The following is a 24220-nucleotide window of genomic DNA, read 5'->3' on the forward strand; positions in this document are numbered from 1 at the left end:
CACTCTAAAGCCGCTAGGCTTTAGTTGTGAGTATCTAGAGAGGCGAACCATCATGTTAATTAAAGTACTTGGTATTGATTTAGGCAAAACTTCATTTCATCTAATTGGGCACGATTATGCGGGCCGTGAGGTATATCGCAAAAAATGTAACCGTGCTCAACTATTAAAAATATTGCTTCAACTTGATAAAACTACTGTTGCGATGGAATCTTGTGCTGGATCTCACTGGCTAGCAAGAAAGTGCCAATCTTTTGGACATAACACCAAACTAATCCCTCCTCAATACGTTAAACCCTATGTAAAAACTAACAAAAATGACTACATTGATGCTGATGCTATCGCTGAAGCTTCTGCTAGACCTTCAATGCGTTTTGTTAGTGTCAAAACTGAAGAATCCCAAATTTTATCTGCAGTACAACGTATCCGTTCTGGGTTTATTAAAGAACAAACAGCAACGATGTGTCGCATTGGTGCACTACTACTTGAATTTGGTATCAATTTTCCTCGTGGACACGCTGCCATGGGAAAATTATTTCAATGGCTTGCCGATAAAAATCACACCTTACCACCACTTTTGCTTCAAGAATTAGCTGTTCTTTATGAGCATTATCAATATTTACATCAAAAGATTGCTGAGCAAGATAAAAAGATAAAAGCAGTTTTGAAAGAATCAGAAATGGGTGAATTATTACAAACTATCCCAGGTATTGGACCGATGATTGCGAGCGCATGTTTATCAGAAGTACCATCACCAAAAGATTTTAAAAATGGACGACATTTAGCAGCATGGGTAGGCTTAGTTCCTCGTCAATATTCAACAGGAGGGAAATCCACACTGCTGGGTATCAGTAAACGAGGGAATAAGTCATTAAGGACATTATTTATTCATGGAGCACGAGCTTTGATATCAAGGCCAAAAATAGCTGAAGCTATTTTTGGGGATTGGATAACAGAATTATTAAAACGAAAACCATTTAATGTTGTAGTTGTGGCGTTAGCTAATAAGTTGGCAAGGATCGCTTGGTCAGTAATGGTAACTGGATTGCCATTTAGAAAACTAAATTAATCAGATTTGCATGTGTAGAGAGATAACAGAACGGTTAAACCACCAGATAAAGGACCTGATACAAAAAACAGTGATTATACACTTTCGGCTTTTTAAGGATTATCTGGCGCGGAGCTTATCGTGGAGATGAAGTTTAAGTAAGTTAACTTCAATTAAACTCCGAATACATTAGCGCAAACCAACCTCGTTATCGAAATTTGCACTTGCAATAACGAGGCGGACCATACATTTTTGTAGCTGTTGATCGCCTTAATTGGCGGTGGATAATCGTGACTTGATCAGCTGCGGTTATCTACCTGATTTTATGTGTCATAGGTCACATTTGTGAATAGTTGTGTGTATGCTTAGCTGACTTATCCACAGCTTATAGTAGGATCCGATCTACATATAGTGGATCTTTTTATAGCAAACCACATTATCAACGCAATCCACAGATTTTTCCACAGGTGGTTACTTTGTGTGCGGTTGGTAATTATAATCAGCAATAACCCCTTGTTGGTATTGAACTGTTATTGTTGTTACGGATGGTTATTATGTGGATAAAACCTTATTTTTTGGTGGGAGATACCGCAGTTAAGCTGAGGTACAATAGTCATTAACTGCCGTTTTGAGCAGATCAATTGTCAGGATCGTGTGTTGTCGATCTCATTTCGATAGCATCGATCGTGATCATAAATAGCATTTCAGCCATTGCTATTCACGATATTGTCACTCTTAAAAGGAAGACCCATGGAACAGTTTCAACATATTTCAGTACAAGATGCCCTGCAATTATTACAACAACCACAAGCCGTATTGGTTGATATTCGCGATCCCCAGTCTTATGCACTAGCGCATGCTCAAGCAGCCTTTCACCTTACTAACGATACAATGGTAACATTGATGGATGAAGTTGATTTTGAACAACCATTGTTAGTGATGTGCTATCACGGTGTCAGCAGTCAAGGCGCCGCGCAATATTTAGCTAATCAGGGTTATGAGCAGGTGTATAGCATTGATGGTGGTTTTGAAGCTTGGCGTCGTGAAGCCTTACCTATGGTACAAGCTTAGTTAAGTTTGCCATTGATAAAATAAGAATAAATTGGCAGATGTTACGTGTATTTAAGTTACACGTTGCCGTTTTTACTACTTATTTATGTCCTACCCATTAGAGTGATAACTATGCATCGCTTAGCTGAATTTTATAACCCTCGTCATGCGCAAGCATTTATTGATTATATGGCTTCGCGAGGTATTGAACTGACTTTAGCGCCAGAGCCTGAAGGGAAGTTCGCACTATGGTTATCTGATAGCCAATATCTGATAGAAGCCGAAGCTGAATTAAAGGCATTTATTGCTAATCCCAATGATAGTAAATATCAAGAAGCATCATGGCAAGTTGCAGAAAGCCGTACTGCAAAATTTGATTATTCCAGCCCTAGTTTAGTGTCGATGGTCAAAGCGCAAGCGGGTCCATTTACCTTGTTGGTGATGGTGGCATCACTGGTTATTTACGGATTGTGGTTATTAGGGTTTGAATCACTGTTATTTAATTGGTTCCATTTCCCATTTATGAATGGCGATCAATGGCAGCTGTGGCGTTATTTTAGTCATGCCTTGCTCCATTTCTCAGCGCTGCATGTGATTTTTAACTGTTTGTGGTGGTGGCTTTTAGGTGGGCAGATTGAACGCCATAGTGGTTCTGCAAAACTCGTCCAGTTATTTTTGATCTCATCATTGATTTCAGGTTTTGGTCAATTCTGGTTGGATGGACCTAATTTTGGTGGCTTATCTGGAGTCGTTTATGCCTTATTAGGTTATATCTGGTGGATGGGTTGGCTTGCACCACAGCGTGGGTTAGTGATTGCTCGCTCTTACGTGGTGTTTATGTTGGTGTGGCTTGTTATTGGTTTTGCTGAACCGGCTGGGATTGCAATTGCCAATATGGCTCATCTAATGGGACTATTAACTGGCTGTGCGATTGCTTTCGTGGATGCTAAATTACTGCGTTCTAAACACTAGCTTTGTGCTTGTTTCCCCTGCAACTACCACGGTGATGTTAAGCCTACTAATATCACTGTGGTAGTGATTATTATATTGATATTAACTAAAGCTGTTGATTATTTGATAGTGAGTCCAATGTTGATATAAACCCGCGTTATTTTCATATCTATTCATATTTATCTGTCTGTCTTTGACTGTTTTCACATTTTTAATCAACCATTCGCGCAATAATTCGTGTTGTTTTGATCGATATCGAAAATAAAACGATTGTTTGTAGTGTTAAATCCAAAAACAATCCCCATAAGATGCCAGCAACGTATTGATATACGTCAACGGCACACGCTGCCCTACAGTAGTGAGATAACAGAAAGGAACATCTATGTTTGGTTTATTTACCCCCGTAGCGCATAAACAGCGCTTGCCTGATGGCAGTATTGATCCGGTCTATAAGCGGTTACGGTGGCAATTGTTTGTTGGTATTTTTTTTGGTTATGCCGGTTACTATTTAGTGCGTAAAAACTTTTCGCTAGCAATGCCCTATTTGATTGAAGAATATGGCTATAGTCGCGGTGAATTAGGGGTTGCGTTAGCGGCAGTATCAATTGCTTATGGCTTATCTAAATTTTTAATGGGGAATGTATCGGATCGATCCAATCCTCGCTTCTTTTTAGCCTCAGGATTGATATTGTCATCAATAGTGATGCTGTGCTTTGGTTTTATGCCATGGGCGACAGGCAGCATTACAGCGATGTTTGTGCTGTTATTTTTAAATGGCTGGTTTCAAGGGATGGGATGGCCAGCGTGTGGGCGAACCATGGTTCACTGGTGGTCACATAAAGAAAGAGGTGGATTGGTTTCGGTATGGAATGTGGCCCATAACGTTGGTGGCGGTTTAATTGGTCCATTATTTATATTTGGTTTATGGGCGTTTAATGATGATTGGCGTTCTGCTTTCTATGTTCCGGCTTTCTTTGCGCTGCTGGTGGCTGGGTTTACCATCTTAGTGATGCGTGACACTCCGCAATCTTGTGGTTTACCACCGATTGAAGAATACAAAGATGATTATCCTGAAAGTTATGATAAGTCGTTTGAACAAGAGATGACGGCGAAAGAAATTTTCTTTAAATATATCTTTAATAATAAATTATTGTGGTTCATTGCGATTGCGAACGCGTTTGTTTATTTGATTCGCTATGGTGTTTTAGATTGGGCTCCCGTGTATTTAGGCGAAGCTAAAGGTTTTACCGTAGATAAATCATCATGGGCCTATTTCCTTTATGAGTGGGCAGGGATCCCGGGCACATTATTATGTGGTTGGATATCTGATAAGCTGTTTAAAGGTCGTCGTGCGCCTGCCGGAATTTTATTTATGGCCCTAGTGACCGTTGCGGTATTGGTCTACTGGTTGAATCCTCCGGGTAATCCAAGTGTCGATATGATGGCATTGGTTGCGATTGGTTTCCTTATTTATGGCCCGGTAATGTTAATTGGTTTGTATGCGTTAGAACTGGCACCTAAAAAGGCCGCAGGAACCGCCGCTGGATTAACCGGGCTATTTGGTTATTTAGGGGGGGCGGTTGCTGCAAACGCATTGCTTGGTTATACCGTTGATCATTTTGGTTGGGATGGTGGCTTTATTGTTCTAACGGCCTCGTGTGTGCTTGCTATTTTCTTCTTTATTATCACTATGATTGGTGAAAAGAAGGCCTATAAACAGCAACAACTTGAGTTACAACAGCAAAATGGGTGATTAAATTTGGCTTCTTAGTTGAGCTGTAGGTAATATAAAAAGGCTTCGCATTGGCGAAGCCTTGTTTTTATTACCTTTCATTGCTGAATATGGCAGGTATAGATAGGAGCTTTCTCAGCCGTGAAGCAAAGTAAACGTCATCAAGAAATTATTGATTTAGTTATGAGTCAGGGATACGTCAGTACGGATGATCTTGTGGCACGTTTTAATGTAAGCCCACAAACTATTCGTCGTGATCTTAATGAATTGGCTGATGAAAATAAAATTCGCCGTCATCATGGTGGTGCAACGGTTCCTTCCAGTTCAGTGAATACTGCTTATACCACCCGTCAGGTATTACAATTAGAGCAAAAAGATCGTATTGCTCAAGCATTGGTGAGTCATATTCCAGATGGCGCAACCTTATTCATTGATATTGGTACCACTCCAGAAGCAGTGGCTCGCGCGTTAATGAATCATAAGGATTTACGGATTGTCACCAATAACTTGAATGTCGCCAGTTTATTGATGGCGAAGGAAGACTTTCGCGTTATTTTAGCCGGCGGTGAGGTACGTAATCGTGATGGTGGTATTGTCGGTGAAGCAACTCTCGATTTTGTGTCACAATTTCGGTTAGATTTTGGCATTCTAGGTATCAGTGGTATTGATCTTGATGGTTCATTATTAGATTTTGATTACCATGAAGTTCGCGTTAAGCAAGCGATCATTGAAAATAGTCGCTGTGTGATGTTAGGTGTTGATCATACTAAATTTGGTCGTAATGCGATGGTGAATTTAGGCGATATTAGCCAAGTTAATATGCTGTTTACTGACCAACTTCCTCCTGTCAGCCTTGTTGAACGGTTGCAGGAAAATGAGATCCATTTTGAAGTGGTGGTGTAAACGCTTACCGCGATAAATAAAGACTGCACTAACGGGCTTCTATTAAAGAAGCCCGTTTTTTTTGCCCAAATAGCGATAAACATCAAATTTGCGCTAATGATCAAACTTATGTCACAACAATATTAACTAAGGCTGGATTAGATCAATATATACGCTATTATCAAATTAATTACTTTCGAACGAACATTTATAGTTCGTTTTGTTATGTTTGATTGAATAGGTGTGAATATTATGACAGTAGCATTAAGCGGCCTCGAAAATAGTCAAACGTTAGATTTAATTGTGATTGGTGGCGGCATTAATGGTACTGGCATTGCTGCTGATGCCGCAGGTCGCGGGTTGAGTGTCGGTCTTTATGAAGCAGATGATTTTGCTTCTGCGACCTCATCAGCAAGCTCTAAGTTAATTCATGGTGGCTTACGTTACCTTGAGCATTATGAATTTCGATTAGTAGCAGAAGCCTTAGCTGAGCGGGAAGTGCTACTTAAAAAAGCGCCCCATATTGCCAAACCCATGCGTTTTCGACTGCCACATCAACCGCATTTACGTCCCGCATGGATGATTCGTGCTGGATTATTCTTATATGATCACCTAGGAAAACGCACCACTCTTCCTGCCAGTAAAGGGTTATCATTTGGTGCTGAATCAGTATTAGTACCCTCGATTAAACAAGGTTTTGAATACTCTGATTGCTGGGTTGATGATGCGCGACTGGTGATTTTAAATGCGATGGAAGCTGACCAAAAAGGCGCTGAAGTACGCAATCGCTGTCGAGTAGAACAAGCCGTTCGAGAAGGGGATTTGTGGCGTGTCACCATTAAAGATCAGTTGTCGGGTGAGGTTTTTCAACGTTATGCGCATGGGTTGGTGAATGCGACCGGACCTTGGGTGAAATCGTTTTATGATCACAGCACTGATTTGATTTCGCCACGTAATATTCGGTTAATTAAAGGCTCCCATATTGTGGTGCCACGAGTGCATGATCAACCACAAGCGTATATTCTTCAAAATGAAGATAACCGGATTGTGTTTGTGATTCCATACTTGGATCGCTTCTCGGTGATAGGTACCACCGATGTTGAATACCATGGTGATCCACGTGATGTCGCTATTGATGATCAAGAAATTGATTATTTACTTAAGGTGTATAACAACCATTTTGTGCACCAATGCCAGCGAGAAGATGTGGTATGGAGTTGGAGTGGCGTTCGACCATTGTGTGATGATGAATCCGATTCCCCACAAGCGGTGACACGTGATTATACCTTAGAGTTAGAGCAGCAAGCAGATGAAGCGCCTTTACTGTCGGTTTTTGGTGGTAAGCTCACTACTTATCGAAAATTGGCAGAATCAGCGTTAGCTAAGTTAGCGCCATTTTATTCTCAAATGGGCCCATCTTGGACTAAAGACAGTTATTTGCCAGGGGGCAGTGCTAATTTTGATGGTGATAAATTAGCCGCACAGTTGCAGCAACAGTACCCATGGTTAACGACGTTTACTTGTCAGCGCATCGCACATAATTATGGTATTCGAGCAGAGACGTTATTTGCTGGAATCACCACTGAAGCTGAAATGGGACAACATTTCGGTGAAGGGGTTTATCAGTGTGAGCTGGATTATTTAATGGCGTATGAGTTTGTACAAACCGCAACTGATGCGCTATGGCGTCGAAGTAAATTAGGTTTGTATTTAACGCCATTACAACAACAATTGATTGGTGATTATATTACTGAGCACCAACCACAAGCAGTGATCGCCGCCGCATAGCCATTATTATAGAAAACGGCTATAAAAAAAGCGCCTTTGGGCGCTTTTTTTATGGGTAATTATTGGTATAAGTACTTAGTAAACAACAGTTCATTGACCGCGGTCTGACCCGTTTCAACAACTAATAATTGGTTAATTTTTTGTTTACTTAACTGACGAATTTTTTCACGTCCAGCTAAGGATTTTATTTGTTGTTCCGGTTGTTGGTTAATAATGCTGATAATGCTATCGCGAATCAGTGGCGCATGGTGTTCAATGTTAGCCCGTTGATTATTGTCGGTGAGCATTAAGTCAACTTGGAGTCGAATATACCCGAGACGAGTACCATTAATAACATAATTAGTTATGATATCAGGTGTTAAGGTGTAATAAGTAATACCTGACTGAGTCAACTCAGTTGCGGGCTGTTTTGCATAAGTGATTGGCGAAAGGAATGTTATCGCCATCAAGAAACTTACTACAAAAACAGTTTTTTTCATCATGATACTCATGCAGTTAGGGACATTTAGACGCAACAAGGTGTAATCTACTAGCGTTAACGATATTCGAAGTCGTTACCTCTTGCTACAATAGCAGATCAATATGGTAATAAATTAACCGCTTTCTACCAAGTGTTTTGATCACGTGTTTGTTAATTTTGTAGTATAAAAAATGTCGGAATTCAAGCAGTTGTACAGTCCCCTGATTCAAAGTGCTAAATGGTACTCGGTGCAATCATGGGCATTAGAACAAACATCACATGGAGCCTGGTTGCTAGAATCGGCATCATTGTCACGTCGATTGGCACAATATTGTCAACATTTTACAGTGACGGTGTTAGCGCAGACAATGATCAGCAACAGCCATCTGTCAGTAATGGAACGGCAGCTTGTCGGTGACAGTGATTGTTTAGAACGAGAAGTGATGCTTTATGGTGATCAACAACCATGGGTATTTGCGCGAACGTTGATCCCAATGACAACCTTAAGTGGTGCAGAGCAAGACCTTGTCGATTTAGGCAATATACCGTTAGGTTATCGTGTTTTTAATGATAGAAATTCACGCCGTGACGCTTTGGAAGTCGCCAATCTTGGCACTCAACAGCAGCCTCGATGGGCACGACGTTCGCGATTATGGATCAATGAAAAGCCAATGCTGGTGGCGGAGCTATTCTTAACCGAATCGCCAGTATATGCTAAGGAAAAAGGATGTTAGAAATAACCAAGGCCAGAGCTTTTTGGCAGTTAGCCCGTTTTGATCGCCCAATTGGCAGTTTATTGTTGTTATGGCCAACCTTGTGGGCGTTATTTTTAGCTGGGGATGGTTTTCCTAAATTAGATGTATTAGTGGTGTTTGTACTGGGGGTGGTGTTTATGCGCGCCGCGGGTTGCGTGATCAATGATTTTGCAGATCGCAATGTTGATGGCCATGTAAAGCGTACCGCTAATCGTCCAATGCCATCAGGGAAAGTCTCTGAACGTGAAGCGTTAGGGTTATTTATTTTATTGGTGTTAGTGTCGTTTTTATTAGTACTCACCATGAATAACCTTACCATTATGTTGTCGGTAGTCGCTGTAATACTGGCTGCGGCTTATCCATTTATGAAGCGTTATACTCATTTACCACAATTGGTATTAGGGGCGGCATTTGGGTGGTCAATTCCGATGGCATACGCTGCTCAATCGGGTGCGTTACCTGCCGTGGCATGGTTATTATTTGCAGCCAATATTTTATGGACCATTGCTTACGATACGCTGTATGCGATGGTTGATCGTGATGATGACCTCAAGGTTGGAATTAAATCCACCGCGATTCTTTTTGGTCGGTTTGATAAATTAATTGTGGGCTTATTACAGTTAGCAACGATCATGTTATTGATTGCTATCGGTGGTATTTTACAATTAAATCAAGGTTATTATTGGGCATTGTTATTAGCTTCAGCTTTGTTTGTTTATCAACAAATGCTGATTCAAGGCCGCCAACGTGAACAATGTTTTAAAGCATTTTTAAATAATAATTACGTCGGAATGGTGATATTTATCGGTATTAGCCTGAGTGTATTATGGCAATAAGCGATCAATAGCCATGATCTTGGAGCATAAAAAAAGCGCCGTTAGGCGCTTTTTTTATGGCGAACCGTTAGTCGTTGGTTGGTTCTTCATCTGGCTGCATCACAGCTTGAATGGTTAATTTCACTTCAGGTGAAACTAATGACGTCAATAAATCTGCCAGTTTCTCTACCGGTTGTGTCACAGCATGACACTCATCATTAAGGTAGCCTTCATTACGTAACGTTTTGACTAATGTACTAAATACGCCTTTATCGAAAAACTCAGGAGCATTAATACCATGTAAGCGACTTAAACGCTGAGCAAGCACTTGGCTCTGTTGTTCTAAATCGGTTTTTGGTAATTGCGGATCAGCGTTGAGTAGCGTCAGTGCAATGGCGTAACGTTGTAAGGTTTCAGTAATGGTACGAGCTAGCAGTTGTAATGGCCCAATTCGAGCATTATTAATCGCAATGCTGTCACCATTAAGTAGTAATAATCGCTGGCGAACAAGCTCTGCGATTAGACGATCAATTTCTAGCGTTAATTGCTCTGCATCAAAACGTAAGAACAATTCAGCTTTTAAGAACGGATACAATAATTCAACTTTTTGATGGATTTCAGCTCGGGTTAAGCATTGTTGTTGTATCACCATATGAGCAATTAGTGACGGTAGCGCAAACAAGTGAATAATGTTGTTGCGATAGTAAGTCATTAAGATTGATTGCTCACGATCCAGTGAGATAATTTCACCGAGTACGTCACGCTCAACCAAGAATTTATCCATGGTAATCGCATGATCAACCAATTGAGTGGCATTATCTTTTGGCGTAGTGCAATGACTTGAGTACGGTGCATTACGTAGCAGTTCAAGATAACATTCAATTTGCTGCTCTAATGAACTACGGCTTAATGCTCGTTGGCGAGATGACAACAGTGCTAGCGCACATAATGTTAGGGCGTTAGTGGCGGCTGCATCATTAATATGGGTCATCATCTTAACCGCTAAGTCATTTACTACTGGAGAGAGCCAGGTTGGACGCTGTGGTTCTATTGGATTGATGTCTTGATGCCACTCTGGCACGTTATCGTTTAAATATTGATTGAGTGATAACGGCTCACCAAAGTTAACGTAGCCTTTACCAAAATTACGTAATTTACGTAGCGTTCGCAGCACTTGGCCGACATTTTCTTTTTCTTTGCGTTTACCTTGTAGTTCTTTGGCATACGTACCAACTTCCATTACGTGCTCGTAACCAATATAAACCGGTACCAAGGTCACAGGGCGATTTAAGCCGCGTAACATCGCTTGGATGGTCATTGATAACATGCCTGTTTTCGCGGGAAGTAAACGCCCTGTACGAGAACGGCCGCCTTCACTGAAATACTCAACTGAGTAACCTTTAGCAAATAATTGCGCTAAATATTCGCGGAAAACCGTCGAATAAAGGCGATCTCCTTTAAAACTACGGCGAATAAAGAATGCACCACCTCGACGGAAAATTGGGCCCGCAGGGAAGAAGTTAAGGTTTATACCTGCGGCAATATGCGGTGGCACTAAGCCCTCTTGGTACAGCACATAAGACAGTAACAAGTAATCCATATGGCTACGGTGGCAAGGAACATAAACAATTTCATGGCCATCTTGTGCTAAGCGACGAATACGCTGCGCATTGGTGATGTTAAGCCCTTGGTAAAGCTTATTCCACAGCCAACCTAAGAAACGTTCACCATTTTTAATTAATGGGTAAGAAAAATCAGCCGCAATTTCTTCCATCATCGCAATCGCTTCACGACGCACTTTTTCAACAGGTACTTGACGGCTTAATGCTTCTTCTTGTACTACTTTATCAATCGCTTTTGATGCTAATAAACGTTTGAAGAGTTGTTTTCGATCTGGCAATCGAGGGCCTGATGTTGCGAGTAATTGACGCGAAAAGTGAATTTTTGCCACGCGCGCTAATTTTTGTGCAATCGCATCATCAGTACCGTGGTTATCTGCCATATAGCGAAGAGATACCGGTGTACTTAGACGGACAACACAGTCACGACCATGACCGACAATTGCCCAGATTTTTTTAGGACCATTAAGGGGACGTAAAATAGGTTTATTTTTTGATTCTTTACCTGGAGCACGACCCCATAAAATAGACGCTGGAATTAATTGAATATTTAATTCACTGTCTTGTTTATGTAATTCCAATAGCTCACTAAAAAGTGTAATTGAATCTTGTGGTAAACCAGTTTTATTACCAAATACACTTGGGTTTTCAGCAACACAAACAAAGCGTGGAAATGATTGGTCATTAATTTCTAATAGCGATAATGGGTCCGGTAAGCCTGATGCAAGTGCACTGCTACGTAGAGTTAATAGATCAGTATTAGACCGATACGGCAATATATAGACGATTGGGCGTGCTAAATCGAGTTCTAGGTCAGCAACTGGATCGGATGGAATCGAATGAGGTTTTACCAACAAAGAAAGTGGCAATTTTAATAATTGTTGATAGATTTTCTGCCCGCTTGACATAGATATAATTAGCCTCTGAATCTTAATGCGCCGCACAATAGCAGAAAAATACAGCTTTCATGCAGGAGATATGCGGTAAATAAACGTTAAAATACCACTTTTTTAACTAAGTCATGGTTTATTTTTATGACTACTTTTGGATTAAAAATCGATCTGGCATGACCAGTTAAGTAAAGATGATTGATTCTGTTAGAATTATTGCCACAAATAATAGCATTATATTTTTTCAATCCAAGTGACTGAATGGCTTTGAATTCCTACTCAAATTGCTGTTTTCGTAAACAATTGGCTTTTATTGTCTTTGAACACTGGATATACTCACAGCAACTGTATAAAAAGACAGGTGACTCATGAAGCCGTTAACGCCGCGACAACAACAAGTCTTTGATTTAATCAAAGCAAAGATTGATGACTGTGGAATGCCACCAACACGTGCCGAAATTGCACGTGAACTTGGTTTCCGTTCTGCTAATGCAGCAGAAGAACATTTAAAAGCCTTAGCCCGTAAAGGTGTATTAGAAATTATTCCTGGCGCATCACGTGGAATCCGCTTATTAATTGCGGATGATGTTGCCGATGAAAAAGGATTACCTTTAATTGGCCGTGTGGCTGCAGGTGAACCTATTTTAGCGCAAGAGCATGTTGAAGCGCATTATGAGGTTGATCCAAGCTTGTTTAAACCTCGCGCCGATTTCTTATTGCGTGTGAATGGTATGAGCATGAAAAACATCGGCATTATGGACGGTGATTTACTGGCGGTACATAAAACGCAAGATGTACATAATGGCCAAGTTGTTGTTGCTCGTGTGGATGATGAAGTGACGGTTAAACGACTGGATAAGCAGGGCTCAAAAGTATTACTTCATGCTGAAAATGAAGAATTTTCGCCGATTAAGGTTGATTTAGAGCATCAAAACTTAACCATTGAAGGTATTGCTGTTGGCGTGATCCGTAACGCTGATTGGATGTAACTATCCACTAACGACAGATTGAGTCAACACCAAATAGCGTAGCGCATAAGCTGCGCTTTTTTTTGCTTCGTAAAATTATTTAAGATTATTTTTCTTAGAATATCATTAGCTTATCTACTAGTTTGTTAGTAATTATTTGTAGCGTTTTTTTGCGCTATTGCTGTTTAGTGCCTAAGTTAAACATAGAGGAATGTTATTTTAGCTTTGCTGCGGGTGAATAAAAGTGTCGCTGCATGTGCTGTGGAAGGTGGAATGTCGCCGACAAAGGAGGTCAGGACGATGGTGCGTAAACTGATCGGTAGTAGTGGATTAATTGTATTTTCATCTCCATCAATGAGTGAAACAATGCAATTTAATATGACGCGGGGTGTTACCGCAATAAGCCAAGATGTGTTTGGTTTACATATGACGATTCTTTATATCTGTATTGCTATCGGTGTGGTGGTATTTGGGGCCATGTTTTGGTCTATTTTTCACCATCGAAAATCAAAAGGTGCTGTTGCGGCCGCTTTTCATGAAAGTACCAAAGTTGAAATTATTTGGACGCTGATCCCCTTTATCATCTTAATTGCGATGGCTATTCCCGCTACGAAAACCTTACTTGCAATGGAAGACCCCTCTAAATCTGATCTCACTATTCAAGTGACAGGCTCACAATGGAAATGGCATTACCGCTATTTTGATCAAGACGTTGAGTTTTATTCTCACCTCGCGACCAGTGCTGCTCAAATTGATAACCAACGCCCGAAAAGAGCCAATTATCTGTTAGAAGTTGACTATCCATTAGTGGTACCGATTAACAAAAAAATCCGTTTTTTAGTGACGTCACAAGATGTTATCCATTCTTGGTGGGTACCTGCGTTTGCCGTTAAAAAAGATGCTAATCCGGGGTTTATTAATGAAGCATGGACACGCATTGACGAGCCGGGCATTTATCGAGGTCAGTGTGCGGAGTTGTGTGGTAAAGATCATGGTTTTATGCCAATTGTGGTGATTGCAAAAACACAACCAGAGTACGACCAATGGCTGCAACAAACCCAAGCGAGTCAACGTCAAGCACGTGAGCAAGAGCAGCGGTTATTAGATATGACCATGCCGATGGATGAATTAATGGTTTTGGGTGAAAAAACCTACAACAACCGTTGTGCGATGTGTCATCAAGCCAATGGTGAAGGGATTCCGGGGGCTTTTCCTGCATTAGCGGCTGAAGGGGTATCGATTGATCCGCAGCAGCGTATTGAACATATCAAAATTGTGGTGCATGGCAGTACGGGGACGGCGATGCAAGCTTTTGGCCCGCAATTAAGCCTTAAAGAATTAGCGGCCGTGATTACCTATGAACGTAATGCTTGGGGAAATAATACCGGAGAAACCGTGCAAGCCGCCGATGTTCAAGCAATTAAAAATGGACTGTAGTGATAAGGAATGACCAGCATGACGGATATATCGCCTCACCAACCTAGCGTTGATCACCATGAACATCATCCGCCAAAGGGAATTAAACGGTGGATCTTTACCACTAACCATAAAGACATTGGTTCGTTGTATTTGCTGTTTAGTTTGTCGATGTTTTTTATTGGCGGAGCGATGGCGATGGTTATTCGTGCTGAGTTATTTCAGCCCGGATTACAATTAGTTGAGCCTAACTTTTTTAATCAAATGACCACCGTTCATGGTTTGATTATGGTATTTGGTGCGGTGATGCCAGCCTTTACTGGTTTAGCTAATTGGATGATTCCATTAATGATTGGTGCGCCAGATATGGCATTGCCACGGATGAATAATTGGAGTTTTTGGATCCTACCGTTTGCCTTTAGTTTGTTGTTGGCATCATTATTTATGGAAGGCGGCGGCCCGAATTTTGGCTGGACATTTTATGCACCGTTATCAACCACCTATAGCCCTGCGAGTACTGGATTGTTTGTGTTTGCGATTCATATTATGGGTATCAGTTCGATCATGGGGGCGATTAATGTGGTGGTCACCATTATCAATATGCGCGCTCCGGGCATGACTTACATGAAAATGCCGTTGTTTGTGTGGACATGGTTAATCACCGCTTTTTTATTGATAGCGGTAATGCCGGTGTTAGCGGGTGCGGTAACCATGGTATTAACCGATAAATATTTTGGTACCAGTTTTTTTGATGCCGCGGGTGGTGGCGATCCGGTGATGTTTCAACACATCTTTTGGTTTTTTGGTCACCCTGAAGTTTATATTATGATTTTGCCGAGTTTCGGTATTATTTCGGCCATTATCCCTGCATTTTCGCGTAAAAAACTCTTTGGTTATAGCTCCATGGTGTATGCAACCGCTTCGATTGCTGGACTGAGTTTTCTGGTGTGGGCACACCATATGTTTACCACTGGTATGCCTGTTGCGGCAGAGCTGTTTTTTATGTACTGCACCATGCTGATCTCTGTGCCGACGGGGGTGAAAGTGTTTAACTGGGTAGCCACTATGTGGCGCGGCTCATTGACCTTTGAAGTGCCGATGCTATTTGCGATTGCGTTTATTGTGTTGTTTACCATTGGTGGCTTTTCGGGATTGATGTTAGCTATTACGCCGGCTGATTTTCAATACCATGATACCTATTTTGTGGTGGCTCACTTTCATTATGTATTGGTGTCTGGGGCTATTTTTTCGATTATGGCAGCAGCGTATTACTGGCTCCCTAAATGGACCGGGCATATGTTCAATGAACGCCTAGCTCAATGGCATTTTTGGTGCTCATTAATTTCAGTCAATATTTTATTTTTCCCAATGCATTTTCTGGGATTAGCGGGAATGCCTCGGCGAATCCCTGACTATGCATTGCAGTTTGCTGATATCAATGCGGTGGTCAGTATTGGTGGGTTTTTATTTGGCTTATCGCAGCTGTTATTTGTTGCAGTGGTGGTGAAGTGTATTCGCGGAGGAGAAAAAGCAGCATCAAAACCGTGGGAAGGTGCTGAAGGGTTGGAATGGACCGTTCCTTCTCCGGCGCCGTATCACACCTTTTCAACGCCACCTAAAATTGATTAACGGAGGCTGATATGGAATCGCAATCGAAACGCTCTGTTATTGCATTGGTGTTTGCAGCAATAGCCATGTTTGGATTTGCGTTTGCGTTAGTGCCGTTATATGACGTCTTTTGCGATATCACAGGAATTAATGGCAAAACAGCAACCACACCAACCAAGGTTAGCGACAATGTTGATCGTAGTCGAACCGTGACGGTTGAGTTTGTTGCTTATATTAATCCAAATGTGAAGTGGCAATTTACACCACAAGTGACGCAAGTTGATGTTCACCCAGGGGAAACAAAAATCATTAAATATGATGCTAAAAATCTCAATTCACAGCCGTCAATTGGACAAGCTGTACCCTCGGTAACTCCCGGCATTGCGGCGAAATATTTTAATAAAATTGAATGTTTCTGTTTTAACCATCAGCCACTAGCTGCGGGTGAACAAGCGCAATTACCGTTGGTGTTCTATGTCGATCCTGATTTACCGCGCGATATTACGGTGCTGACATTAGCCTATACGCTTTATGACGTGACCCCTGACGTGCAACCCCTTCCTCAATTGACTGAGCAAGAGAATGAGGTGAAAAATGTCGAATTCTTATAATGACTCCGAGCAGCCAGCGGTAGTAAATCCTGATGAATATTATGTTCCTGAAGCGAGTGGGTGGCCTATTTTAGGCGCTGTAGCATTATTTTTAATTGCTTTAGGTGCAGGCGCAACTGTGGGGGATTTATTAGCAGGACAAGGCCCCTGGATTTTATTAACTGGGGTTGGACTGCTTTTGCTGATGTTGATTGGCTGGTTTCGAGATGTTATTACGGAATCGATGGGAGGCTTATATAGTACTCAAATGGATCGCTCGTTTCGACAAGGCATGAGTTGGTTTATTTTTTCTGAAGTGATGTTTTTTGGTGCGTTTTTTGGGGCGTTATTTTATCTACGAATGATTGCTGTGCCATGGCTTGGCGGCGCCAGTAATAATGCAATGACCAATATGGTGTTGTGGCCTGATTTTATTGCCGATTGGCCGTTAGTGTTAACGCCAGATGGTACTGAAACGCAAGCTATGGGGCCGATTGGATTACCGTTGTATAATACGATTATTCTGCTTACCTCATCAATAACCCTCCATGTTGCTCATCTTGCATTAGAAAATAATCAACGGCGTCGATTAAGTCTGTTTTTATTAGTCACAGTACTACTTGGTGGCGTGTTTGTTTATCTACAAGCGGTGGAATATATCCATGCTTATCATGAGTTAAATCTACGTTTAGAAAGTGGTGTCTACGGCAATACTTTCTTTATGCTCACTGGCTTTCATGGTGTGCATGTCACTTTAGGTGCCATCTTATTATTTATAGTGTGGTGTCGAGTATTAAAAGGCCATTTTACCCCTAATCATCATTTCGCTTTTCAGGCTGGAGCTTGGTATTGGCATTTTGTTGATGTGGTGTGGTTATGCTTGTTTGTGTTTGTTTATATTTTATAACCGCGACTGATTAAATAAATGATTACAGGATAATAAGTTATAGCGTGTATGGGCTTGGGTTTGGTTGAATAACTCCGGTCATTAAAGCGATAACTACCAGTCCAAATAATATCACTGCAATCAGTAATCGACGCCCAAGGTAATGCGATAACGGACGTGATGATTGGCCTTTAATGATGGCTGGTAATGCACGAAATAAGCACATTACCATCAATAGTAATAATATGATAAATAACAATTTAATCAGCATTTAATGTGCTCCTTTGTGGTTGTTTTAAGCATAGCGGGTTTTAACGGTTAGCGATAATAAGGAGAGGTAATGTTGCGAACTGTCGCTTTTATTGTTTTTTCTATTGCAGTGGTAAGTTTGCTACTCAAACTTAGCTGGTGGCAATTGAGTCGTGCCGATGAAAAAAAACAGCTGCAATCACAAATTCGAGATCGCCAACACAGCATGATTGTTGATTTAGTTCAGCTACCTGCTGAGCCGTTATGGCACAGCGTGACACTGGAAGGTGAATTTGATAATCAACATCCTATTTTGTTGGATAACCAACTTTATCGTGGTCGTTCGGGGTATCACCTCTATTTACCATTTATCAGTCAACAACAACGAATATTAGTTAATGTTGGTTGGATTGCTGCACCACCATACCGTGAAATATTACCGATATTGCCTCAATTTAAAGGGCGTACAGTGATTCATGGCGTGATTGCTCCGGCTCAGAAACTGTTGCAATTTAAACCTGACTCTACTCAACAGCAATGGCCACTACGTGTGCAAAATATTGAATTAGAATGGCTTTCTCAACGATTGCAACAGCCGTTATTACCCTGGGTTATTCAAATATCAGCTTCAAGTCCAACCGCTCTTATTCAAACATGGCAACCTGTCGTGATGGGGCCTAAGAAACATTATGGTTATGCGATACAGTGGTTTCTACTCGCGATTGCTGTCGGTGTTATTTCTTTATTATGGTTACGCAGGGAGCGCGAAGAATGAAAAAATATCAATTATTATTAGTGATTGCCTTAGTGTTTGCACTACCGATTATTATTGCAAAAGTGATATTACAGCAGCAATGGTATCAAGGTGGGGTGATGAATCGAGGCCAGCTGCTACACCCAACAATGACGATAACTGCATTTTCAAAACCACAAACATGGCAACTGATTTATTGGTTACCATCTGCCTGTGACGAACGCTGCCAAGGGGCATTATTTAATTTACGTCAAGTGCCGCAAGCCGCTGGCGCTGATAATGGGCGGCTACAAAGTGTGGTTCTTGTTGCTGATCAACAACCGTCATCTCATGCCTTATTACAGGGATTAGAACAGCACCCAGTGAATGCCGCATTACGGCAGCAATTAGCCCAATTAGAATATGGTTTAACCTCGATTTATATTGCTGATCCGCACGGTAATCTGTTAATGGCATATCCCTTAGTTGCCGGCGAAGTGGCTATCTTAAAGCAGGGTAAAGATGTATTACGTGACTTAAAAAGGCTGCTAAAAGTCTCAAAAATTGGCTAAGTCATTGCGGTTATTATGGAGGATAACAAATGATTACCACCAACAATAATGATCGATACTTCTTTTATCTCGTTAGTTTTAGTTTTGTTTTATCACTAGCCGTGGTGGCATTAGGTGCGTTTACTCGCTTAACGGAAGCAGGTCTTGGTTGTCCTGATTGGCCTGGTTGCTACGGTTTTTTAACTGTACCTCAAACGGTTGCTGAACAGCAAACGGCCGCTGACTATTTCCCTCAAACACCACTTGAACCTCAAAAAGCTTGGAATGAAATGCTACATCGCTATATCGCAGGTAGTTTAGGTGTGTTTATTTTAGCTATCAATCTTATGGCATGGCGACAATCATCCCGACCTAAATTATTGCCAGTGTTGTTGCTATTAATGGTTATCTTTCAAGCCGTATTAGGTATGTGGACGGTGACTTTAGTGCTTATGCCTGTGGTGGTAATGGCACACTTATTAGGGGGCTTTACCATTGTTTGCTTACTGTGGTTATTACGGTTACAGCTATCTTCACCTCTCGTTAATATGGTTCATATTGAATTAAAAACAGTCTCTAGGCTGCGAATAGTAGCAATATTCAGTGTAGTGGTGGTCGTTTGCCAAATAGCGTTAGGGGGCTGGACCGCCGCTAACTATGCAGCCTTAGTGTGTAGTCAATTACCTATTTGTGAAGCTAATTGGCAGCAGTTATTTGATAGTAAAGCTTTTTTATTAATACAGCCACAGCATGATAGTTATCAATATGGGGTGCTTGATTACGGACAGCGAGTTTCCATTCATGTGGTACATCGCCTTGGTGCGATAGTAACAACTGTGGTGGTATTAGCGATGGCGTGGTTATGTTGGTTACAGCCCGCATTACGAAGTAATAGTTTGGTTTTGGTGTTGTTGCTGACACTACAAATTGCATTAGGCGTGACCAATGTTGTTGCCAGTTTGCCTATTGCTGTTGCGGTCGCACATAACATTACTGGGTTGGGGTTATTAGTGGCGATGGTAACGGTTAACTATCGAGTAAGGCGTTGTTCGCAATCATCACTCTGCATAGAACAACCGTTAAGGGAGGATCAATCTCATGGATAAATTACAATGGCTTGAGCGTGGTAATACATTATCAGCACCAACGGCAATCTGGCGTGATTATCTCTCCATGACTAAGCCTAAAGTAGTGGCAATGTTATTGTTAACAGCCTTAGTCGGTATGTGTCTTGCTGTACCTACGGTGCCAACGATAGAGGTGGTGATATTAGGGTTAGCAGGGATCGGTTTGCAATCAGCCGCCGCTGCTGTGTTTAATCATGTGCTTGATCGTCGCTTTGATGCTCAAATGGCACGTACTTATCATCGTCCATTAGCTAAAGGACGCATAGCAACCTCAAAAGCGGTGTTGTTTGCATGTGTATTAATGGTCTCGGGGTTTATTATATTGTGGCAGCTTAACCCCTTAACCGCATGGCTGACGATGGCAAGTTTAGTTGGTTATGCGGTGATTTATACTGTGTGGTTAAAGCATGCAACTCCGCAAAATATTGTGATTGGCGGTTTAGCCGGAGCGGCACCACCATTACTGGGTTGGACTGCCGTGACGGGAAGTTTGAATCCCCACGCGTTATTATTAGTAATGTTAGTGTTTGCGTGGACGCCGCCCCATTTTTGGGCATTGGCGATCCATCGGCGTGATGATTATGCTAAAGCTGGCATTCCAATGTTGCCGGTGACACATGGCATTGCATACACAAAAACCATGGTGTTGTTTTATACCTTGTTATTGTTTGCCGTTGGATTATTACCGTGGTTAACCGCCATGAGTGGCTATGTTTATCTTATCGGTAGTAGTGTCTTGAACCTTGGCTTTATTGGGTATGCGATTAAACTTAAATTCTTTGATAGTACTGGTCACGCTTGGGCGACATTTAAGTATTCAATCTGGCATTTATTAACATTGTTTGTAGTGTTATTGGTTGATCATTGGTGGTTAAACTGGGGAGTAAAATACTAGTAATGTGAGCAGTTGCTCTGTTGTTACTAGGATCAGACTGTTGTCACTGTCTTCAAATAGGTACACTAAGCCCTTATTTAACCTCAAGTAAGGGACGAGTGTGCTGGCTGCATTAAAAGATAAATCACTGCATTATCAAGTTTTCGCATTAGCACTGCCTATGGTGCTATCTAATATTACCGTCCCCTTACTTGGATTAGTCGATGCTGCGGTGATCGGCCATCTTGATCAATCGTGGTATTTAGGTGGTGTGGCTGTTGGCGGCACCATGATTAATGTGACTTTTTGGCTGCTTGGCTTTTTACGGATGGCCACCACTGGCATTACTGCACAAGCGCAAGGTAGTGCCGATAAAGATGCCCAAGCCGTAATTTTTGTTCAAGGCATGGCGTTGGCGTGGCTATTTGGTGTCGCATTAGTTGTATTACACCAACCAGTAAGCCAAGTTATTTTTCACTTTAGTAGTGCTGGCAGTGAAGTCAAACTGTATGCCGCACAATATTTCTCTATTCGTATTTGGGGCGCGCCTGCTGCTCTCGCTAATTTTGTAATCATGGGTTGGTTGCTTGGTATGCAAAATGCCAAATTACCGATGTGGCTATTAATTGTAACGAACGTTGTCAATATAGCGCTAGATTTGTTGTTTGTACTGGGTTTTGGTTGGAAAGTACAAGGTGCCGCGGCAGCGTCAGTGATTGCCGATTATAGTGGCATGATATTGGGATTGTGGTTTGTGGCTCAACAATGGCTACAGTTAGGATTACCCCCGTTAAAACAAAAGTTAGCCAGTGTTCGCCATGGTATGGGACGATTACTTAAACTTAATCGTGACATCTTTTTACGTAGTTTATGTTTACAAGCCACTTTTACTTTTATGACTTTTCAAGGGGCACACCTAGGCGATAATGTTGTAGCTGCCAATGCTGTGTTAATGAGTTTCCTAATGTTAGTTTCCTATGCAATGGATGGCTTTGCTTATGCGATGGAAGCTTTAGTAGGGAAAGCAGTAGGGGCTAGAAATAAAGGTCAGCTAGAGCGTTATTTGGTGGGAACTACATTTTGGAGTTTATTAATCTCATTAGTGCTAACCGCTATTTTTGTACTCTTTGGAACCCAAATTATTGGTGTAATTTCTGATATTCCAGCGGTACAACAACAAGCGGATCAATATTTACCTTGGTTAACGGCAGTGCCTTTGGTTGCAATGTGGTGTTTTTTATTGGATGGAGTCTTTATTGGAGCGACACGAGGTAGAGACATGCGTAACAGTATGTTTTTAGCTACGTGTGGTTTTTTTGCGATTTGGTGGGCAATGAGTAGCTATGGTAATCATGCTTTATGGGCGGCAATGATTGGTTTTATGGCGTTACGAGGGGGAATATTAGCTGTGAGATTTATCTCTTTATGGCGAAAAAATATATTTTTGCCACATGCTTAATAAACAATAAGTTATATTTACAAAGTATACTATTGATGATTTTTTGTACAAAAAAGTCTTTCAATCCTGATTGTGATTTGCTTAAATGCGTTCACTTCTTATCCAGGTGGTGCGAATGACAACTAAGATTATAGGTTATTTTTTACTGGTACTGAGTTTAACCTTCAGTATTCATAGCTATGCCAGTAGTTTCAAGAAATTAAATGTTACAGCAACAGCATATAATTCAGTACGAGCACAAACGGATTCAAATCCAAGCATTGCCGCTTGGGAGGATCGTTTAAAACCTGGCATGAAAGCCATCGCTGTTTCTCGTGATTTACTCAAAATGGGATTAAAGCGTGGTTCTAAAGTTAAAATCTCAGGTTTACCCGGTGAGTACGTGGTGCTAGATAAAATGCATCATCGTTGGAATCGCAAAATAGATATCTATATGGGTAAAGATGTTAGAGCGGCTAAGAAGTGGGGAAAACGGCGGGTAACTATTACCGTTATTAGGGCATAAAACGTTTTATTATGAGTATTTTTTATTGTTGGGATTGATCGGTAAATATATTCTTGATTAACTATTTTTGGTTTAATACCACGTTTTGATTCTCAAGGCGTGTAGACAATGAAAAAGTCGATCTATTTTATTCTGTTATTGTCACTGTTTTTTAGCTTTCAAAGCTCAGCTCATTCAGTCAAAACATTACGTGTTACCGCGAGTGCTTATAACTCAGTAGCAGTACAAACTAATCATCATCCCAATCTTACTGCTTGGGGAGTGCGTTTAAAGCCCGGAATGAAAGCTGTGGCTATATCGCGTGATTTACTCCGCAAGGGACTTAAAAAGGGTTCTCGAATTACCATTCAAGGACTCTCTGGGGAATATGTTGTGTTAGATAAAATGCATCGCCGTTGGCATAATAAGATTGATATTTATATGGGCAACGATATAAAGGCAGCCCGGAAATGGGGTAAACGAAATGTCACGATTACTGTACTTGATTGACGTTTAATGTCTTGTCTTAAAATAAGTTAATAAAAAAGCCGCATATCGATGCGGCTTTTTGCTATCTGTAATGAGTGGCTCAAAACGATTAATAATAAGAATGATCGCCACGAGCGTGATCGGTAATATCACGTGCACCCGTTAACTCGCCTTCAAATTGTGCTAATAGCTCTTTTTCGATGCCTTCTTTTAGCGTGACATCAACCATTGAACAACCATTACAACCGCCGCCAAATTGTAGAATGGCAACACCATCTTCAGTAATTTCAGACAATGATACATTACCACCATGGCCTGCAAGCTGAGGATTGATTTGCGTTTGTAATACGTAATCAACGCGTTCAATTAATGATGCATCATCAGCCACTTTACGCACTTTTGCGTTAGGTGCTTTTAATGTTAGCTGTGAACCCATTTTGTCAGTAACAAAATCAATTTCAGCGTCATCAAGGAAGGGAAGGCTTAATTCATCAATAAAAGCAGAGAATAGCTCAAGTTTCATTTCTGTATCACTTGCTTCAACCGCATCCTGTGGGCAGTAGGATACGCCACATTCAGCACTTTGAGTGCCTGGGTTTACAACAAAAACACGGATATTAGTACCCTCAGGCTGCTGAGCAAGAAGCTTGCTAAAGTGCTGCTGAGCGTTTTCAGTAATAGTGATCATGGACACGATGTAATACCTGACTTATTTAGTAAGTTTTATTCATTCTACTCTTTGTGAGTGATTGTCGCATCTCTAAAGCGACATTTTTTATTTGACCACGTTTTATTAATT

General features: G+C 41.2%; 24 protein-coding genes. 20 read left to right on the forward strand and 4 right to left on the reverse strand.

Features of this window, described 5'->3' with window-relative positions; all coding sequences use genetic code 11:
• Positions 1-49 precede the first annotated feature (49 nt).
• The 6 genes from ACJZU6_RS02205 to glpD all read left to right on the forward strand — a co-directional run bounded on the left by ACJZU6_RS02205 (position 50) and on the right by glpD (position 7448).
• Positions 50-1066 carry an IS110 family transposase gene (locus tag ACJZU6_RS02205; RefSeq protein ID WP_408900906.1) on the forward strand — a complete coding sequence of 339 codons (1017 nt, stop codon included), beginning with the start codon at positions 50-52 and terminating at the stop codon, positions 1064-1066.
• Between the two features lie 729 nt (positions 1067-1795).
• A complete protein-coding gene (gene glpE / locus ACJZU6_RS02210) occupies positions 1796-2116 on the forward strand; it encodes a thiosulfate sulfurtransferase GlpE (RefSeq protein ID WP_080159237.1) in 321 nt (106 codons plus the stop codon).
• A gap of 111 nt (positions 2117-2227) precedes the next feature.
• Positions 2228-3067: a rhomboid family intramembrane serine protease GlpG gene (gene glpG, locus ACJZU6_RS02215; RefSeq protein WP_080159236.1), complete on the forward strand. Its 840-nt coding sequence runs from the start codon at positions 2228-2230 to the stop codon at positions 3065-3067.
• A 361-nt stretch (positions 3068-3428) separates the two neighbouring features.
• Positions 3429-4799 carry a glycerol-3-phosphate transporter gene (gene glpT / locus ACJZU6_RS02220; RefSeq protein ID WP_080159235.1) on the forward strand — a complete coding sequence of 457 codons (1371 nt, stop codon included), beginning with the start codon at positions 3429-3431 and terminating at the stop codon, positions 4797-4799.
• Between the two features lie 120 nt (positions 4800-4919).
• A complete protein-coding gene (locus tag ACJZU6_RS02225) occupies positions 4920-5681 on the forward strand; it encodes a DeoR/GlpR family transcriptional regulator (RefSeq protein WP_080159234.1) in 762 nt (253 codons plus the stop codon).
• Between the two features lie 231 nt (positions 5682-5912).
• Positions 5913-7448, forward strand: a complete 1536-nt coding sequence (glpD, locus tag ACJZU6_RS02230; protein WP_080159233.1) for a glycerol-3-phosphate dehydrogenase — start codon at positions 5913-5915, stop codon at positions 7446-7448.
• Positions 7449-7507: 59 nt separating this feature from the next.
• On the opposite strand, the gene ACJZU6_RS02235 is transcribed toward glpD, so the two are convergent.
• Positions 7508-7930 carry a flagellar basal body-associated FliL family protein gene (locus ACJZU6_RS02235; protein ID WP_408900583.1) on the reverse strand — a complete coding sequence of 141 codons (423 nt, stop codon included), beginning with the start codon at positions 7928-7930 and terminating at the stop codon, positions 7508-7510.
• A 169-nt stretch (positions 7931-8099) separates the two neighbouring features.
• Here ACJZU6_RS02235 and ACJZU6_RS02240 point away from each other — a divergent pair, with 169 nt between their 5' ends.
• Complete coding sequence (locus ACJZU6_RS02240) at positions 8100-8642, forward strand: chorismate lyase (RefSeq protein ID WP_080159231.1); 543 nt, start codon at positions 8100-8102, stop codon at positions 8640-8642.
• Positions 8636-9499, forward strand: coding sequence for a 4-hydroxybenzoate octaprenyltransferase (gene ubiA, locus ACJZU6_RS02245; protein WP_080159230.1), 864 nt, complete (start codon positions 8636-8638; stop codon positions 9497-9499). Before ACJZU6_RS02240 ends, ubiA begins: the two co-directional genes overlap by 7 nt.
• A 67-nt stretch (positions 9500-9566) precedes the next feature.
• Here ubiA and plsB read toward each other — a convergent pair whose 3' ends face one another.
• Positions 9567-12005 carry a glycerol-3-phosphate 1-O-acyltransferase PlsB gene (gene plsB, locus ACJZU6_RS02250; protein ID WP_408900584.1) on the reverse strand — a complete coding sequence of 813 codons (2439 nt, stop codon included), beginning with the start codon at positions 12003-12005 and terminating at the stop codon, positions 9567-9569.
• A 350-nt stretch (positions 12006-12355) separates the two neighbouring features.
• On the opposite strand from plsB, the gene lexA reads away from it, so the two are divergent.
• From lexA to ACJZU6_RS02275, 5 genes are all read left to right on the forward strand, one after another.
• Positions 12356-12976, forward strand: a complete 621-nt coding sequence (lexA, locus tag ACJZU6_RS02255) for a transcriptional repressor LexA (RefSeq protein WP_080159228.1) — start codon at positions 12356-12358, stop codon at positions 12974-12976.
• Positions 12977-13255: 279 nt separating this feature from the next.
• Complete coding sequence (gene coxB, locus ACJZU6_RS02260; protein WP_408900907.1) at positions 13256-14392, forward strand: cytochrome c oxidase subunit II; 1137 nt, start codon at positions 13256-13258, stop codon at positions 14390-14392.
• Positions 14393-14410: 18 nt separating this feature from the next.
• Positions 14411-16000 (forward strand): cytochrome c oxidase subunit I, encoded by a 1590-nt coding sequence (gene ctaD, locus ACJZU6_RS02265; RefSeq protein WP_080159226.1) that lies wholly within the window; start codon positions 14411-14413, stop codon positions 15998-16000.
• Between the two features lie 11 nt (positions 16001-16011).
• Entirely contained in the window at positions 16012-16590 is a 579-nt protein-coding gene (locus tag ACJZU6_RS02270; RefSeq protein ID WP_080159225.1) for a cytochrome c oxidase assembly protein, read from the forward strand.
• Complete coding sequence (locus tag ACJZU6_RS02275; protein ID WP_408900585.1) at positions 16574-17476, forward strand: cytochrome c oxidase subunit 3; 903 nt, start codon at positions 16574-16576, stop codon at positions 17474-17476. Before ACJZU6_RS02270 ends, ACJZU6_RS02275 begins: the two co-directional genes overlap by 17 nt.
• Positions 17477-17513: 37 nt before the next feature.
• Here ACJZU6_RS02275 and ACJZU6_RS02280 read toward each other — a convergent pair whose 3' ends face one another.
• Positions 17514-17726: a DUF2909 family protein gene (locus ACJZU6_RS02280; protein WP_408900586.1), complete on the reverse strand. Its 213-nt coding sequence runs from the start codon at positions 17724-17726 to the stop codon at positions 17514-17516.
• A gap of 69 nt (positions 17727-17795) precedes the next feature.
• Here ACJZU6_RS02280 and ACJZU6_RS02285 point away from each other — a divergent pair, with 69 nt between their 5' ends.
• The 7 genes from ACJZU6_RS02285 (at position 17796) to ACJZU6_RS02315 (ending at position 23442) form a co-directional block, all read left to right on the forward strand.
• Positions 17796-18479 carry an SURF1 family protein gene (locus ACJZU6_RS02285; RefSeq protein WP_235865985.1) on the forward strand — a complete coding sequence of 228 codons (684 nt, stop codon included), beginning with the start codon at positions 17796-17798 and terminating at the stop codon, positions 18477-18479.
• Complete coding sequence (locus ACJZU6_RS02290; protein WP_327769888.1) at positions 18476-19009, forward strand: cytochrome oxidase; 534 nt, start codon at positions 18476-18478, stop codon at positions 19007-19009. Before ACJZU6_RS02285 ends, ACJZU6_RS02290 begins: the two co-directional genes overlap by 4 nt.
• A gap of 29 nt (positions 19010-19038) precedes the next feature.
• Positions 19039-20094, forward strand: a complete 1056-nt coding sequence (locus ACJZU6_RS02295; RefSeq protein WP_080159221.1) for a heme A synthase — start codon at positions 19039-19041, stop codon at positions 20092-20094.
• Positions 20087-21010 (forward strand): heme o synthase, encoded by a 924-nt coding sequence (cyoE, locus tag ACJZU6_RS02300; protein WP_408900587.1) that lies wholly within the window; start codon positions 20087-20089, stop codon positions 21008-21010. Before ACJZU6_RS02295 ends, cyoE begins: the two co-directional genes overlap by 8 nt.
• 100 nt (positions 21011-21110) lie before the next feature.
• Entirely contained in the window at positions 21111-22448 is a 1338-nt protein-coding gene (gene dinF / locus ACJZU6_RS02305) for an MATE family efflux transporter DinF (protein WP_080159219.1), read from the forward strand.
• A gap of 115 nt (positions 22449-22563) precedes the next feature.
• Positions 22564-22953 (forward strand): 3D domain-containing protein, encoded by a 390-nt coding sequence (locus ACJZU6_RS02310; RefSeq protein ID WP_408900588.1) that lies wholly within the window; start codon positions 22564-22566, stop codon positions 22951-22953.
• 108 nt (positions 22954-23061) lie between these two features.
• Entirely contained in the window at positions 23062-23442 is a 381-nt protein-coding gene (locus ACJZU6_RS02315; RefSeq protein ID WP_080159217.1) for a 3D domain-containing protein, read from the forward strand.
• 88 nt (positions 23443-23530) lie between these two features.
• On the opposite strand, the gene nfuA is transcribed toward ACJZU6_RS02315, so the two are convergent.
• Positions 23531-24115, reverse strand: a complete 585-nt coding sequence (gene nfuA / locus ACJZU6_RS02320) for a Fe-S biogenesis protein NfuA (protein ID WP_199190754.1) — start codon at positions 24113-24115, stop codon at positions 23531-23533.
• Between the last annotated feature and the right edge of the window lie 105 nt (positions 24116-24220).

This window comes from Photobacterium piscicola (genome assembly GCF_046058925.1).
Taxonomy (GTDB): domain Bacteria; phylum Pseudomonadota; class Gammaproteobacteria; order Enterobacterales; family Vibrionaceae; genus Photobacterium; species Photobacterium piscicola.

What these genes read in the sequence shown, in the direction of transcription:
- glpE (WP_080159237.1), top strand. Translation starts at nt 1,796, where the DNA reads ATGGAACAGTTTCAACATATTTCAGTACAAGATGCCCTGCAATTATTA.
- glpG (WP_080159236.1), top strand. Translation starts at nt 2,228, where the DNA reads ATGCATCGCTTAGCTGAATTTTATAACCCTCGTCATGCGCAAGCATTT.
- glpT (WP_080159235.1), top strand. Translation starts at nt 3,429, where the DNA reads ATGTTTGGTTTATTTACCCCCGTAGCGCATAAACAGCGCTTGCCTGAT.
- glpD (WP_080159233.1), top strand. Translation starts at nt 5,913, where the DNA reads ATGACAGTAGCATTAAGCGGCCTCGAAAATAGTCAAACGTTAGATTTA.
- ACJZU6_RS02235 (WP_408900583.1), bottom strand. Translation starts at nt 7,930, where the DNA reads ATGATGAAAAAAACTGTTTTTGTAGTAAGTTTCTTGATGGCGATAACA.
- ACJZU6_RS02240 (WP_080159231.1), top strand. Translation starts at nt 8,100, where the DNA reads ATGTCGGAATTCAAGCAGTTGTACAGTCCCCTGATTCAAAGTGCTAAA.
- ubiA (WP_080159230.1), top strand. Translation starts at nt 8,636, where the DNA reads ATGTTAGAAATAACCAAGGCCAGAGCTTTTTGGCAGTTAGCCCGTTTT.
- plsB (WP_408900584.1), bottom strand. Translation starts at nt 12,005, where the DNA reads ATGTCAAGCGGGCAGAAAATCTATCAACAATTATTAAAATTGCCACTT.
- lexA (WP_080159228.1), top strand. Translation starts at nt 12,356, where the DNA reads ATGAAGCCGTTAACGCCGCGACAACAACAAGTCTTTGATTTAATCAAA.
- coxB (WP_408900907.1), top strand. Translation starts at nt 13,256, where the DNA reads ATGGTGCGTAAACTGATCGGTAGTAGTGGATTAATTGTATTTTCATCT.
- ctaD (WP_080159226.1), top strand. Translation starts at nt 14,411, where the DNA reads ATGACGGATATATCGCCTCACCAACCTAGCGTTGATCACCATGAACAT.
- ACJZU6_RS02270 (WP_080159225.1), top strand. Translation starts at nt 16,012, where the DNA reads ATGGAATCGCAATCGAAACGCTCTGTTATTGCATTGGTGTTTGCAGCA.
- ACJZU6_RS02275 (WP_408900585.1), top strand. Translation starts at nt 16,574, where the DNA reads ATGTCGAATTCTTATAATGACTCCGAGCAGCCAGCGGTAGTAAATCCT.
- ACJZU6_RS02280 (WP_408900586.1), bottom strand. Translation starts at nt 17,726, where the DNA reads ATGCTGATTAAATTGTTATTTATCATATTATTACTATTGATGGTAATG.
- ACJZU6_RS02285 (WP_235865985.1), top strand. Translation starts at nt 17,796, where the DNA reads ATGTTGCGAACTGTCGCTTTTATTGTTTTTTCTATTGCAGTGGTAAGT.
- ACJZU6_RS02290 (WP_327769888.1), top strand. Translation starts at nt 18,476, where the DNA reads ATGAAAAAATATCAATTATTATTAGTGATTGCCTTAGTGTTTGCACTA.
- ACJZU6_RS02295 (WP_080159221.1), top strand. Translation starts at nt 19,039, where the DNA reads ATGATTACCACCAACAATAATGATCGATACTTCTTTTATCTCGTTAGT.
- cyoE (WP_408900587.1), top strand. Translation starts at nt 20,087, where the DNA reads ATGGATAAATTACAATGGCTTGAGCGTGGTAATACATTATCAGCACCA.
- ACJZU6_RS02310 (WP_408900588.1), top strand. Translation starts at nt 22,564, where the DNA reads ATGACAACTAAGATTATAGGTTATTTTTTACTGGTACTGAGTTTAACC.
- ACJZU6_RS02315 (WP_080159217.1), top strand. Translation starts at nt 23,062, where the DNA reads ATGAAAAAGTCGATCTATTTTATTCTGTTATTGTCACTGTTTTTTAGC.